The sequence below is a fragment of the Limnochorda sp. L945t genome, assembly GCF_035593305.1.
GTDB lineage: Bacteria > Bacillota > Limnochordia > Limnochordales > Geochordaceae > Carboxydichorda > Carboxydichorda subterranea.
Genome location: NZ_CP141615.1, coordinates 676,442 through 690,306, shown reverse-complemented (window position 1 = coordinate 690,306; position 13,865 = coordinate 676,442). Strand labels below are relative to the sequence as shown.

14 protein-coding genes are annotated in these 13,865 nt (G+C 69.8%); 2 read left to right on the top strand and 12 right to left on the bottom strand.

What is annotated here, in order from left to right; genetic code table 11:
- Positions 1–47: 47 nt before the first annotated feature.
- From U7230_RS03135 to U7230_RS03095, 9 genes are all read right to left on the bottom strand, one after another.
- Entirely contained in the window at positions 48–1,181 is a 1,134-nt protein-coding gene (locus U7230_RS03135) for a bifunctional phosphoglucose/phosphomannose isomerase (protein ID WP_324717288.1), read from the bottom strand.
- Between the two features lie 138 nt (positions 1,182–1,319).
- The gene (locus tag U7230_RS03130; protein ID WP_324717287.1) at positions 1,320–2,429 is read right to left on the bottom strand and encodes an ABC transporter ATP-binding protein; all 1,110 of its coding nucleotides are present in this window, start codon (positions 2,427–2,429) and stop codon (positions 1,320–1,322) included.
- 220 nt (positions 2,430–2,649) lie between these two features.
- Positions 2,650–4,224 (bottom strand): hypothetical protein, encoded by a 1,575-nt coding sequence (locus U7230_RS03125; protein ID WP_324717286.1) that lies wholly within the window; start codon positions 4,222–4,224, stop codon positions 2,650–2,652.
- Positions 4,225–4,800: 576 nt separating this feature from the next.
- A complete protein-coding gene (locus U7230_RS03120) occupies positions 4,801–6,159 on the bottom strand; it encodes a hypothetical protein (RefSeq protein WP_324717285.1) in 1,359 nt (452 codons plus the stop codon).
- 649 nt (positions 6,160–6,808) lie between these two features.
- Positions 6,809–7,156 carry a phage holin family protein gene (locus U7230_RS03115; protein ID WP_324717284.1) on the bottom strand — a complete coding sequence of 116 codons (348 nt, stop codon included), beginning with the start codon at positions 7,154–7,156 and terminating at the stop codon, positions 6,809–6,811.
- 51 nt (positions 7,157–7,207) lie between these two features.
- Positions 7,208–7,798 (bottom strand): SHOCT-like domain-containing protein, encoded by a 591-nt coding sequence (locus tag U7230_RS03110; RefSeq protein ID WP_324717283.1) that lies wholly within the window; start codon positions 7,796–7,798, stop codon positions 7,208–7,210.
- 31 nt (positions 7,799–7,829) lie between these two features.
- Complete coding sequence (locus U7230_RS03105) at positions 7,830–9,053, bottom strand: DUF4097 family beta strand repeat-containing protein (protein WP_324717282.1); 1,224 nt, start codon at positions 9,051–9,053, stop codon at positions 7,830–7,832.
- A gap of 72 nt (positions 9,054–9,125) precedes the next feature.
- Complete coding sequence (locus tag U7230_RS03100) at positions 9,126–9,629, bottom strand: DUF2089 domain-containing protein (RefSeq protein ID WP_324717281.1); 504 nt, start codon at positions 9,627–9,629, stop codon at positions 9,126–9,128.
- A 61-nt stretch (positions 9,630–9,690) separates the two neighbouring features.
- Positions 9,691–9,981: a hypothetical protein gene (locus U7230_RS03095; protein ID WP_324717280.1), complete on the bottom strand. Its 291-nt coding sequence runs from the start codon at positions 9,979–9,981 to the stop codon at positions 9,691–9,693.
- A 196-nt stretch (positions 9,982–10,177) separates the two neighbouring features.
- On the opposite strand from U7230_RS03095, the gene U7230_RS03090 reads away from it, so the two are divergent.
- The gene (locus U7230_RS03090; protein WP_324717279.1) at positions 10,178–10,492 is read left to right on the top strand and encodes an AbrB/MazE/SpoVT family DNA-binding domain-containing protein; all 315 of its coding nucleotides are present in this window, start codon (positions 10,178–10,180) and stop codon (positions 10,490–10,492) included.
- Complete coding sequence (locus U7230_RS03085) at positions 10,437–10,883, top strand: PIN domain-containing protein (protein WP_324717278.1); 447 nt, start codon at positions 10,437–10,439, stop codon at positions 10,881–10,883. The genes U7230_RS03090 and U7230_RS03085 overlap by 56 nt, the downstream gene beginning before the upstream one ends.
- A 12-nt stretch (positions 10,884–10,895) precedes the next feature.
- On the opposite strand, the gene uvrC is transcribed toward U7230_RS03085, so the two are convergent.
- The 3 genes from uvrC to U7230_RS03070 form a co-directional block, all read right to left on the bottom strand.
- A complete protein-coding gene (gene uvrC / locus U7230_RS03080; protein WP_324717277.1) occupies positions 10,896–13,022 on the bottom strand; it encodes an excinuclease ABC subunit UvrC in 2,127 nt (708 codons plus the stop codon).
- 113 nt (positions 13,023–13,135) lie between these two features.
- Positions 13,136–13,504, bottom strand: a complete 369-nt coding sequence (locus U7230_RS03075) for a spore coat protein (protein WP_324717276.1) — start codon at positions 13,502–13,504, stop codon at positions 13,136–13,138.
- Positions 13,505–13,542: 38 nt separating this feature from the next.
- A complete protein-coding gene (locus U7230_RS03070; protein ID WP_324717275.1) occupies positions 13,543–13,845 on the bottom strand; it encodes a hypothetical protein in 303 nt (100 codons plus the stop codon).
- Between the last annotated feature and the right edge of the window lie 20 nt (positions 13,846–13,865).

Below are 13,865 nucleotides of genomic sequence, written 5' to 3'. Positions count from 1 at the left end.
CCCCCATGGCCGTGCGCTCCGCCCGGCCCGCCCCGGACCCGCCGGCCTCACCGCATGGTGGCCAGCTCGGCCTTGAGGCGGTCGATGAAGCGCACCGGCGTCGGGTCCACCCCCTTGGCGATGGCCAGGTAGAAGGTGACGTAGTCTCCCAGGTGCAACACCGACAGGGCCCGGGCGAGATGCCCCTCGCCCTCGCCCCGCAGCGTCACCATGCTGGAGGCCCGCCCCTCCAGGATCCGCCTCGTCGCCTCGAATCGCCGCTCCATCCGCGGCGACTCGTCGCCCACCTCGAGCATGAGGATGCGAAGCAGCCTCGCCGCTGACGGCGGCGGCGCCTCCCAGCCCACCACTTCGTTGTGGTCGAGCTCGGGCAGGCTGGTCCAGTAGGCCGGGTGTTTGCTGTTTTCGTTGAACTGGCACTTCCACCGGTACGCCACCGACGCGCCGATGCCGCTCGAGCCGTACACGATGGGCACCCGGTCGACCAGCTCCAGCGCTTCCTGCTTGGCCGGGTTGTCCTTCAACGAACGCGCCATGGCGCACCGCTGCCGCACCGCCTCGACGGCCCGGATCGACTGTTCGACGGGAGCCTGCATCTCGGGCAGCAGCCCGGCCGCCTCCAGGATCCCGATGGCCGCGAACAGCGAGTAGCCCAGGGCTGCCCGGGGCGGGAGCCCCGATGGGAGGCGGGCCGTGGGCCACCCCTTCTGCGCCGCCAGATCCCCCAGACGCCCGCCGCTCGTGAGCGCCACGATGCGGGCGCCCGCCTTCTGCGCCTGCTCCTGGGCCGCCAGCGTCTCCTCCGTGTTGCCGGAGTAGCTGGAGGCGACGAACAGCGTGTGCCCGTCGACGTAAGCCGGGATGCGGTAGTCCCTGGCGACGGCCACGGGCACGGGCGAAAAGTCGGCCGCGATCGCGCCGACGAGATCGCCCCCGATGGCCGAACCGCCCATGCCGGCGATCACCACGGACCGCCAGCCGCCCTTGGGGGGATCGGCCGCCGCGCGGCGGCCGATGTCGTAGCCTGCCTGGATCTGCTCCGTCAGGCCGTCGATGAGGCGCAGCATCCCGTACGGATCGAGCCGCGCCACCGCCGCCGGGTCGTCCAACCGCTGCCGGATCTCCTCGAGGGCCGCCGGCGTAAGGCCGCCTGCCTCTCCTGCAGCCCTGCTCTGCGCCACGAGTAGGCCACCTCCTTGCACGCGCCCGATCATATCATGGCCTGGCAGGCTGGCAAAGGATCCCTGATCATGGACCGGCCGCCCCGGGAGCGCCTCCGGGGCGGCCATGAGGGTCCACCCACCCGATCGGGCCGACGGTCAGTCGATGGCCCGCTCCGTCTCCTTGTCGAACAGGTGCACCCGCTTCATGTTGAGGGTGACCCGGTGCGGCTCGCCGTCTTTGGCAGCCGTCCGGGGATCGACCCGGGCCACGAACGAGTGCGGCCCGACGGTCGCGTACAGGTACGACTCCGAGCCCATCGGCTCGACCACGTCGATGGTGGCGACCACGGTCGAACCGGGGTCGGGGCTCGCCATCAGCTCGGTGTCGTCGATGTCCTCCGGCCGGATGCCGAAGATGACCTTCTTGTCGATGTACTCGCCGATCTTGCGGAACTGCGCCGCCTTCTCCTGGGGGATGGGCAGCTTCATGGGTTCGGCGTCGATGTAGTACTGGCCGTTGTCGCGCCGGATGACGCCCTCGAGGAAGTTCATGGCAGGGCTGCCGATGAACCCCGCCACGAACACGTTGACCGGATGCTCGTACACCTCGAGCGGGGCTCCGACCTGCTGGATCAACCCGTCCTTCATGACCACGATGCGGTCGCCCATGGTCATGGCCTCGGTCTGGTCGTGGGTCACGTAGATGATGGTCGCCTCGAGCCGCCGGTGCAGCTTGGAGAGCTCGGCCCGCATCTGCACGCGGAGCTTCGCGTCGAGGTTGGACAGAGGCTCGTCCATCAAGAAGACCTTGGGCTCACGGACGATGGCCCGGCCGACCGCCACCCGCTGGCGCTGGCCGCCGGAGAGCTCCTTGGGCTTGCGGGTGAGCAGGTTTTCGATGCCCAGGATGCGGGCCGCCTCCTTCACCCGCTTGTCGATCTCGGCCCGGGGGAACTTGCGCAGCTTGAGGCCGAACGCCATGTTGTCGTAGACGTTCATGTGCGGGTAGAGGGCGTAGTTCTGGAAGACCATGGCGATGTCCCGGTCCTTGGGCGGGACGTCGTTGACCAGGTTGTCGCCGATGAAGATGTTGCCCTCGGTGATCTCCTCCAGGCCCGCCACCATCCGCAGCGTGGTCGACTTGCCGCAGCCCGACGGGCCGACCAGCACCACGAACTCCTTGTCCTGGATCTGGAGGTTGGCCTTGTTGACGGCCACCACGTTGCCGAACTTCTTGGTGACGTTTTCAAGCGTGACGCTCGCCATTCGACCCCCACGCCTCCTCGGACGCCGCCAGGGCGGCCTTCGTCTCGACTGACGAAAGCCGTTTTCGACGACCCTCCCCATGCGTTCCTGCCGGACTGGCCGTGTATACAAGATCCAGCCTTAACTCCCGGCCGCCCGCCCTTCCCCCTCCCACCCAAAACGAAGGAGCGGTGCGCCCGGCGCACCGCTCCACTCCAGACGCTCTCGGACCAGCCTCGCCTCAGAAGCTCACGCTCAGGGTGCTGGTGAGCTTGACGTCCTCGACCTTAGGTAGCACGACCTGCTTGGCCGCGTTCTGCACTTCGCCAGCGGTGGTGCTGTTCACGCCGAGGCTAACCGAGGCCTTGTCGGAGAACTTATACGTAGCCTTAGCGCCGAACGTGGTCGAGCTCCCGGTGAGTTCCTCGTCGCCAGGCTTGTACGGATCAGTCGCGTTGACCCTGATGGTGTAGTTCGCGAGCTCGACGCTCGGGGACACGGTCAGGGCCGACGTCAGCGCGTAGTCGAGACCCAGGGACACCTTGGACGTGCCGTACAGGATGTCGCCGATGCCGACATCATTCGGCCAGGTGTAGTCCCCGGGATCGCCCAGCGCCGAGTCCTCGTCCTTCGTGTAGCTGAAGCTTCCGTTGAGCGTGACCGGCTCGATGGGCGAGTACTTCGCCTCGGCGCTCACGTCGAGCGTCGCCTTGTCGTTCTCCCCTTTGGTCGTCGAGGAAGCGCTCAGACTGGCCAGCTCGCCGTACGCTACCTTGCCGGAAATCTTTTGTGTGTGCTTGTTCTTCTCCACACCGCGGCCGTCGTTGGTGTACGCCACCTCGACGCTGACCGGGTCGATCGGTTTCACCTCGGCGCCAACGCCGAAGGCGAGAGAGTCGTTACCCTCACCCGCGTTGAAGTCGAACGCCACGCCGGCCTTCGCGGTCAGGAGACCGGCAACCGGCGCCTTCACATCGAAGGATGCGCCCATGCCCGCCGTGCTGTCGGTAAGGTTCTCGTCCTTGAACGTGGCGCCTAGCGTGCCGATGCCGGCCAGGTCCATGCTACCGAAGACGAACGCCGCGTCATTGCCATCGTCGTCGCTACTGGTGTCGTAGTCGAACGTCAGGCTCGGGCCGAGAGCGCTCGACTCCACCCGGAACTTCGGGCCGCCGACCTCACCAGCAGACGTGATGAACTCGAAGAGGTCCGACTTGTCACCCGGGTTCGCGTTGTTGCCCCACGCGGTGAGCGTGAGCGGGCCGGGCTTGACGCTAAGCTGGTACGCACCGAGTTTCGCGCCGATGACCGAGGGCCCGGTGGGGAAATCCGTCCACGACGAGCCCTTAGCGGCGATCTCGCGATCCAGCGCTGCTACATCAGCGTCTGTAAGCGCCGGCGGGACACTCGTATCAAACCCGGCGGGCGTCTTCGGATCACTACTCAGCGTGAACGGCCCGTAGTAGTTGTCATCCTGATCCTTCACGTAGTACTTGTCGCCGTCCGGACGCTGTACCCTGACCCACTGCGTCAGGTACTTGCCGTCCTGGGACATCCCGTACGACGCCCCGGAGCCCAGGAGGCTGCCGATGTCCAGGCTCGCACTCCAGAGCTCGCCCTGGGCAGCCTTGAGGGTCAGGCTGGCCTTGTCGACGGAGCCGTCGAAGTTGATAGCGCTGGCCTTCAGGTCCTGCTCCGCCTTCAGGGTGAACGTGCCGCCGACGGACAGGGTCGGAGCCGGCTGCGCCTCCTCCGCCAGGGCCGGTGCCGCGACGACCAGAAGGCCCAGCAGCACCACAAACAGAGTCTTGCGCATCGTGGTCCTCCTTCTGACGTATGAGTTGCTCAGGAACGGGATCCCGTTGACGTTGACGACGCGCGTACCGGTGTCGGACACACGACCCGCAGGCCCGCCGCTCCTGGCCGGACGAGCCGCGGGGAAGTCTCCACGTTTCCTTCCTCGCACACACCCAGCCCGAACGAGCGGGCCCCCTCCCCCGGTCGCGGCCGTGCGCAACCGGCCCTCGCGGCGCTGGTCGGCCCCCCTTCCTCCCGCAGACTGGGTCCGGGGCGCACCACCGGGAAAGGCTCGTCGCGAGTGGGACGGGCTCCCACCGCTGCGTGGGGTTTCGATGCGAGGCATAGAATTCCTTCTCAGGATCTGTCAGCCCCGGGCATGGATCGCGTAGCCGCGGTACGCCGTGGCCGGGCCTGTCGAGTCATGCCGCACGCCGACACGGGCCCAGGAAAAAGAGGGAAGGCCCCGGGCCTTTGCCCGGAGCCTTCCCCCGCCGGGCCTGCCGGTGCGGAGGCGGAACGCCGGCCACGGTGGTTGCCCCCTGAAGGCAGGCCCGGCGCGCAGCGGCCAGGCGCCGCAGCGTGGAGCCCCTCGTCAGAACTCCGCCTTGAGGCCCGCTTCGGCCCAGGCACCCTTGGCCGTGTCGTAGTGGATCCCCGTCGACAGGCCGTTGGGAGCCGTGTAGCTCACGTCCGCCCCGTAGCTGAGCGAGCTGTCGGCCGCCCGCTTCACCCGGGCCGCGACCCCGATGCCGGGCAACTGGGGCACCGCGTTGACGGTGGCCTCGGCGCTCAGCTCGTGGCTGATGCCTGCGGGCTCGATGGTCGCCTCGTACTTGGGCGTGACGGTCATGCCGGTGACGGCCATCGGGTAGGCCACGGAGACCGTGCTCTTCTGGAGGGCGACGCCCTCGTTGAGCCGGAAGTCGCCGCTCGCCGCCAGCTCGAAGCCGTCGAGGGTCGTGCTGGCCGCGACCGAGGCGTCCCGGTTGAAGACGTTGGCCTTGTAGTAGTGGTCGAGGCTCGCCTTGAGGTCCACGCCCTGCTGCACCGTGTGCACGCCGACCACGACGCCCCGCTCGTCCTTGTTGTTGGCGAGCCAGTCGATGCGGGTGGTCTCGTCGGCCGGGTCGTACTCGGCCTTCTGATAGGCCGGGTCGAAGCCGGGCTCGACGTTGCGGTACTCGGCGTTGAGAGTCAGGTTGGGCATGACGGCCGCCTCGGCGTCGAGCCGGGTCATGGCCGCCGGCCGCTCGCCCTCGCCGGAGCGGGCGTAGGTGCCGCTCACGTTGATCCAGGGCATCGGCATGCCGGAGGCGCCGATCTCCCAGTCGTGGCGGCCGTTGACGTTGACCGCGGTGACGCTGCCGGCGGCGCCGAGGAGCTCGGCGCGCACCTGGGCGCCCGAGACGGTGAACGGATCGCCGTACTTGGTCACGTTACCCGCTGCGTCTTTCTCCAGCGCCGCGGCGTCCCGGCCCACGAAGGCCGACACGGAGACCGGGCCGTAGCCGAGGCCGGAGATGGACAGGCCCTCCCGGTCGAAGGTCGCGATGTAGGGCGAGAGCCCCACGTCCAGGCTACCGAGGCGGGCGGTGGTGTTGGGGCCGCCCTCCCAGAGCTTGCCGTTGGCCTCCACGAACGCCCGCTCCACCGAGATCTGCCAGAGCCCGGGCCCCGGGGCGAACGGCATGCGCGCCTCGAGCGGCGCCAGCTGGAGGAACGCCCGCACGCCGCGCTCGGGGCTGCCCATGACGGCGTTGAGCTTCAGCGTGGTGGCGGCCGACACGCCCGCCGGGTTGTCCGGGTCGGGCGCCTGGTCCTTCATCCACTGCTGCTGGCGCCAGGTCAGGTTGCTCTCCATCGAACCGCTGATCTGGAGGTCCTGGGCCAGCGCCGGAGCGGCCACGGCGGCCACCAGCACGGCCGAGACCACGAGAGCCAGCTTTTTCATCGAGCGGAATCCCCCTCATTGGAGTGCATCCACTGCCGTTGTGACGACGCCACGTCAACTGCACGACGACGGTGCTGCGACGCTTGCCGCGATGGGGCGGCCGTGCCGGCCCTCCGGGGCGAAGGGGGACGCTCGAAGAGTATCCTCGTTGCCTCCCGAACGGCTCTCCCTCACCCTGCCGGCGGCTCCCCGGCTGTGACGGGTGGTGCGACCCTCACGCCTCGACCGGCTGCGGCCCCTCGGCGCCGTGCGGTACCCATGTTGCCGGCGACCGTATGTGCTGCGGCCCCCCTTCCCGGGCCGCCGGAGGTGGCGTGAAAGGGTGGAGCTCCGTCCGTGGCTCTCCAAGGGTCTTGCAACGGTATGGGGGATGTGAAGGTGCCGGACCTTCCGTGGAGGGCCCCCGCCCGGGCGCCCGCGGCCGCCGCCTTTCCTTGCGGGCGGCCCTGCGTGACGTCCGAGACGCTCGCGGGCGCCTCGGGCGAGGGAGCGCTTCCTGTGCGCTGGTGATGTTACATACCGGTGTTTAGCCCTCCTGCCGGGCAAGGCTGGCTAACTGCTGGCGCGCGAACCAGGCTCGGCCCAGGGCCTCCTGCCGATGGCGCTGCTTCCGGCGACGCCCTGGCCGGAGGGCAGGGCCGGCTTTCGCTCAGGCCCCGTCCTGGATGAGCCAGCCGATGGCAGCGCTGACGATGCTGAGCAGGAGACTCCCCCACAGGGCCGACCACAGCCCCGCCACCGAGAACCCCGGCACCAGGGCGGCGGTCAGCCACAGCATGAGGGCATTGACCACCAGGGTGAACAGGCCCAGGGTCAGGAGGTTGATCGGCAGGGTCAGGAGCAGGAAGAGGGGCCGGATGAACGCGTTGACCAGCCCCAGCACGGCTGCCGCCAGCAGCGCCGCCAGGACCCCATGGACGTCGATACCTTTGATGATGCCGGCCACGATCAGAAGGGCCACGGCGTTGATGAGCCAGCGCGCCACCCAGCCTTTCATAGCGGTGCCCCGTCCCCCCAGGATGCTTCCGTTCTCGGGACGTCTCGCCCCTCATTCGACGACGATCTCGACGCCGGTGTCGTCTTCGTCGCGCACTTCCAGGATCTTGCCGTACGCCCCCCACTCGATCTGCGCCAGGAGTTCCTTCAGATCGATCCCTTCGAGGTGCCTGGCCGCCGACCTGGGCACGAGCCGCAGCGCCGAGTGGGCCAGGGCGATCGGGATGTTGAGGCGCATCCGGTCCTCCCCCTCTTCGAAGACCCGGATCTGCAGCGTCCTGCCTCGCATCTCGCCGCCCCGCGGGCCGGCGCCGCCCTGTGCGCGGGTACCGCCGGGCGTACCTATCCCGCCCGGTGCGCCCGGAGCCGGCGCGAGCGCCTCGAGCAGCCGGAGCGCCTCCTCCGGGCGCAGGCGCCCCGCCTCCACCATCCGGAGAATGCGCAGGCGGTCGTCGGACGGCTCGCCCTCACCCGTGCCGCCGGACGGCGCGGCTTTCCCGGCGCCCGGCGAGGCTTCTTCCGGGCGCGGCGAGGCCTGCGGCAGGGGCTTCTTCTCGCCTTCCTCCCCTGCCCCCCGCCGCTCGCGGGCGCCGGCTACGCCGCCCGGCTCCTCTCGTTCGTCGCTGGGTGCATCGGGCCACATGCCTGCCGCCCCCTTCCTCCCCGCACCGGCTTCACTCGCTCGTGATGCTGGCGCTGCCGGTGATGGTGCGCACGTCGACGTGCAGCGTACGGGCCGACTCGGCGAGGTGCGGGCTCTGGTGTTCGACCTGCTGGCGGCCCATGCGGGCCGTCTGGGTGATGAGCACCGTGCCGGGCACCTCGACCTGCGTGGAGCCCCAGTTGGTCGACGCCCGCAGCGACAGCCCGAGCTCCTTGCGCTCGGCCGCCTCGCGCACGGCCGCCGGCAGGATGACCCGCACGCCACCGTTGGACGCCTGGACGTCGAGGCGCTGGTGGGCGGCGCCCTCGGGCCGCCACAGCGGCCGCAGCGTCACGGAACCGTTGGACGTCGACACTTCCATCTCGGCGCCGCCCACGCTGCCCGTCACGGCGCCGTTGGACGAGCGGGCCTCGAGCACGTCGGCCTGCACCCCCTCCAGCACCAGGGAGCCGTTGGAAGTGCGGGCCACGACCCGCTGCGCCTCGACCTGGGAGAGGTCGATGCGACCGTTGCTGCTGCGCACGTCGACCGTCGTGCCGCGCACCCCCCGCACCGCGACCGACCCGTTGGACGTCTCCACCTCGAGGCGCACCGTCACGGGAGGCAGGACGAGTTCGAGGTCGGCGCTGCCGATGCTCCAGCTCTCGGCGCGGGCCGTGAGGCCGGTGGGGCCCTGGGTCACGGAGACGAGGTGCTGGCCCTGGGAGCGGGCTTCCTCGGGCGTGCGGGCGCGGACGCGCTTTCGCACCGTGAGGCGCCAGGTGCGGCCGGCCTGGGGGTCGGTGTGGACCCGCACCGTGCCGTTGGGAGTCGCCAGGTGCACCTGGGGCACCGCGCCCTCGGCGAACTCGCCGGCCATCTCGTCGGTGAAGGCGTGGGCCGGCAGCGCCAGGGTCCCGAACTGGCCGAACGCCTGGGCGATGCGGTCGGCCACCGTGCGGCCCACGTCGGCCATCCGGTCGGCCACGTCGCCCACCTTCTCGCCGACGTCGGCGGAGGCGACGACCCGCTGGACCCGCTGAGCGAACTCGTCGGCAAGCTCCGAGACCCGCGAGCCGAACTGCTCGGCCCAGCGGCCGAGGTCGACGGTGCGTTCGGAGCCGGGCTCGGGGGCGCCCTCGGCGGCCGGCCCCTGCAGTGCCTTCAGCAGTTCGACGGCCTGGTCGGGCGTGATCTTGCCCTCCTCGAGCATCTTGAGGATCATGCGCCGTTCTTCGGCGACGTCGTCAGCCATGCTTGATCACCTTCCTGTAATGGGTCTCCCTGTCGACCTTCGCCCTCGAGGCCCTGGCGGCCCTCGGGGCGGTCAGCCTCCTCGGGACTCCTCGCCGGCGCCGCCCGGAAGCCCGCGGAGGCGGGCGAGCGCCTGGTCGACGGTGATTTCGCCCCGTTCCAGGGCCTCGAGGATCCTGCGGCGCTCCGGCAAGGCCACGACGGCCGCGGCGAGGGAGGGAGGCGCCTGGCGGGGCGGCGGGGGTGGCGAAGGCGGCGGCGGAGGCCCGGGCTCCTCGACCCGGCCGACGACCTCGCCCCGCTCCAGCCGGTAGCCGAGCGCCTCGATGACCGACTCGAGCCGGGCACGGATGGCCGGGTAGGAGAGGCCGAGCATCCGCTCCATCTCCCGCAGGTTGCCGCGGGCCGCGATGAAAAGCTCGGCGAACTCCCGCTGTTCGGCGCTCAGGGCGCAAAAAGAGCAGAGGGCGAACGACCCCTCGAGCGCCGTGCGGCAGGTCGGGCAGCGGAGGCGCTCCACCTCCAGGCGTGCGCTGCAGACGGGGCAGATACCCGGCGCCACCGGTTTGCCCGGCATCCGTGCGATCCTTCCTTTCCTGCAGCCGGCCGCGGGCGCCGGCTGCACCGGGGCCCGCCCCTCATAGGAGCGGCCGGAGCATGCCCGGCCCCTTTAGGGTGCCCCGGCGCAAGCGGGCGACCAGCGCCCGCAGGGCGGCGGCGAAACGCCCGGCCGGCCTGCCGGTGCGGGCGGGGCCATGGCCTGGCCCGCCGCGACCGTGGCGGCCGCGTGCCCTCCGGATCTCCCGTTGGAGGGCGGCCTCCCGCAATTGCTCTTCCATCCTGGCCCGGGCCAGGCGGTAGTCAAACGTGTGTCCTGTGAAATCCATGGCGCCCACCTCGCTGTCGAAGACGGGCGCCGCCGGCGGCATCCCTCGTGCCGCCTCTACCATACGCTGGCGCGTGGAGAAAGTCAATACTGAATATGCACATCTCTTATATGCGACCTTAACCTTTTGAGAAGCCCCCGCCCCGCGGGCCATTCTGTAAACTGCCGACGCTGCGCACGCGAGTCGCGTTTACATACTCTGCGCGCTGCTACATACACTGCGGCGAGGAGGTGCTATAATGACGGCCGAGGAGGGCATGGCCATGGGGCTGGGCACTGTGCAGGCGCGAGGACAAGTAACCATCCCGGCTGCCGTCCGCAAAGCGGCAGGCATCGAGCCGGGCGACGTCGTCCTTGCTCGCGCCGCCGGGGCCGGGAGAATCGAGCTTCGACTCCTCAAGAGGGTGTCCCTCGAGCAGTTGTGGGCACGGTTCGAAGGGCCGGGAGTCGTCGATGACCAAGCAATCCAGGAAGCGATGGCGCAGGCCATTGCCGAACATGTCCGCTCTGAAGGCCGGCACCCGGAAGCCCCACCTCGGGTGGCTGGACGCTAACATCCTCGTTCATGCGCTCGTTGCCAACGACCCTCACCGGGACCGATGCCGGCGCAACCTGGCAGAGCTTCAGGAAGGACGCACCGAAGCCCGCATCGATCCCCTGACCATTCACGAGGCGAGTTACGCGCTGTTCAAGGTATTGCCGGACAAGTTCCCCACCCCAGGAGAAGTGGCCGAGTACCTGACGAGCATCCTGCTCATCGATGCCATTCAGTGCCCGGACAAGGAGGAGTTGCTGGCGGCACTGGAGCGCTGGGCGGAGAAGGGTCCCAAGTGGGGAGGCTTCGTCGACGCGTGGCTCACCGTGCGCGCTCGCCGCTCGGGACTTCCGGTATGTACCGTGAACGGGAGCGACTTCCCGGACGTCGCCAACACCTTTCCCTCGTAACAGCGGGGCGGCTCACGCTTCGGGGCGGGCGCCCTGGTGGATGCGCTCGGCGACGGAACGGGGCAGCCCCGGCACGGCCAGCAGCTCCTCCAGCGTCGCCTCCATGACCCGCTTCGCCGAACCGAAGTGCTCGATGAGCTGCTTCTTGCGGCGGGGGCCGACGCCCGGGATGTCGTCGAGCGCAGAGTGGGTGGCCCGCTCGCCCCGCAGCTTGCGGTGGTAGCCGACCGCGAACCGGTGCGCCTCGTCCCGGATCTGCTGCAAGAGGTGCAGGGCGTACGAGTCCCTGGGCAGCTCGATGGGGTCGGGCTCGTCTTCCACGAAAATCTGCTCCAGGCGCTTGGCCAGGCCGATGGCCGGGACCTCCTCGTCGAGCCCGAGGTCGCGCAGCGCCTCCCGGGCGGCGTTGAGCTGGCCCTTGCCGCCGTCGATGAGCAGCAGGTCGGGAAAGACGGCGAAGCGGGCCTCCGCTTCGGCCTTCTCGAGGCGGGCCCGGAGCTCTTCCGGGGACTCCGCCGCGCGCTGCCCGGGCGCCAGCACCCCGCCGGCGTGGCCGTTCTGCGTGGAAGCGGCGGCGGCGGGAGCCCGGCTCTCCGCCGCCTCGAGCCGCTGGCGCAGGGCCTTGAGTTCTTCGCGTTCCTTGAGGCCCCGGGAAAAGCGCCGGTGCACGGCCTCTTTCATCATGGCAAAGTCGTTGGGGCCGCCCGCCAGCCGGATCTTGAAGCGCCGGTAGTCGCTCTTCTTGGGTTCGCCGTCTTCCATGACCACCATGGAAGCCACGGCGTCCGTCCCCTGGATGTTGGAGATGTCGAACGCCTCGATGCGCCGGGGCAGCCGGTCGAGGGCCAGCACGTCCCGCAGGACGGCGAGGCCGCGCTCCCGTTCGGCGGCGCGGCGGCCCGCCTGGCTGCGCAGCTCCTCGAGGACGAGGGCGGCGTTTTCGGCGGCCATCTCCACCAGGCGTCGCCGGTCGCCCCGCTGCGGCACGACCAGGCGCACCCGGGCGCCCCGGCGCTCGGTGAGCCAGCGCTCCAGGAGCTCGGGCTCTTCGACCGGGTGCTGCAGGGTGACCGAGGGCGGCACGTTGGGCGCCCGCTCGTAGAACTGCTGCACGAACGAGCTCATGACCTCCGTGTCGGAGACCTTCTCCGAACTCTCGAGGATGAAGTGATCGCGGCCGATCAGCTTGCCGCCCCGCACGTAAAACACCTGCGCGCACACCGTCTCCCCGAAGCGGGCGAACGCCACCACGTCCTGGTCGTCCTCGCCGGCGGCGACGACCTTCTGGTGTTCGACGACCTTGCGCAGGGCCTGGACCTGGTCGCGCAGGCGGGCCGCCCGCTCGAACTCCAGGCGAGCGGCGGCCTCGCGCATCTTCGCCTCGAGGCCGGGGATGAGCCTTTCCTGGCGGCCCTCGAGGAAAAGGCACACCTGGTCGATCATCTGCCGGTACTCCTGCTCCGTCGTCCTGGCGGCACAGGGCCCCAGGCAACGCCCGATGTAGTACTGCAGGCACAGGCGGTAGCGGCGGTTGCCGTTGAGGTCGAGGTCGCAGGTGCGGATGGGGAACAGCTTGCGCAGGAAGCGCATGGTCTCCCGCACGGCGCCGGAGTTGGTGTACGGTCCGAAGTAGCGGGCGCCGTCGCGCTTGATGCGGCGAACGACCAGCACCCGGGGGTAGCGTTCGTCGGTGGTGACCTTGAGGTAGGGGTACGCCTTGTCGTCACGGAGCTTGACGTTGTAGAAGGGGCGGTAGCGCTTGATCAGGTTGGACTCGAGGACGAGGGCTTCGATCGCCGAGGCCGTCACGATCCACTCGAAGTCGGCGATCTCCGCGACGAGGGCGTCGACCCGGGGGTTGCCGGTGCGGCTCGACTGGAAGTAGGAGCGGACGCGGCTCCGAAGCGACGAGGCCTTGCCCACGTAGATGACCTCGCCGGCGGCGTTTTTCATGAGGTAGACACCGGGGCGGGCCGGCAGGAGGGCCAGCTTCTCCGGGAGCGAGAGGCCGGCGGAGGCGGGCGCGGCCGCAGTGGCAGGCGCTTGCCCCACCGGGGCTCCGCCGCCCGGGTGCCGGCCGTCGAGATCCTCACCTGTCTCGCGGCGGCTGTGGCGAGTCAGTCTGGTGAGCCGTACCATCGTCGCGCCGATCGCTCTCCCCTCTTGCGGGCGCGCCCTCCTCTCCAGCATAGCACGCGCCGCTCGCGAAAAGGCCCGGGCGGCTCGTTGCCCGGGCCTCCGGCGCCTTCGCTCTAGCGCTGCTCGCGGAGGTTTTGCTGCAGGGCTTGCAGCGCCTGGGCGCCACCCAGGCTGCCTCCGGCCGGCTGCGTGGCCTGCCAGGCCGGCGTGGTAGCCGCTTGGCCGAAGGCCGCCGCCTGGACCGGCATTCCCTGGAACGTGTACGGCTCGTTGTACGCCCAGTCGCCGGGCACCCGCGGGTACCAGTTGCGCTGTTCCATGAGCCGCAAGAACTGCGTCTGCAATTGCTGGTGGTCCTGGAGCTGGGAGAGGAAGAGCGGCTTGAGGTCCGGAGATGCCTCGCCTCCCAGCACCGTCTCCATGAAGCTCAGGTACTTGAGGTCCTTGACGACGTCGAAACACACGTCCCGTTCCGACAGCATCGGTGCGTCGAGCCCCCTCCTGCGTCCCTGTCACGTCCTCATTGCGTCCAGCGGAACTCGGACTGGACGCCCCAGGCCGGCGCTTGCGCCTGGCCCCCCGCCTGCTGCGGCTGAACGCCCAGCAATTGCTGCGGCGACGGCTGGGCCGCCCCCAGTTGCTGCTGGAGCTGGCTGCGGGCCGTGGACAGCATCGAGAGGTGGCGCTGGTGCACGCGGGCGGCATCCTGGAGCAGGTGGCGGATGACCGGATCCTGCACCTGCTGCGCGTAGAAATGGCACTTGTTCATGAGAAGCTGCATCTCGTTGGCGGTGTGGTTGATCATGTCGATGTCGCGCAACACGGGCCCTCTCCTCCTTTCGG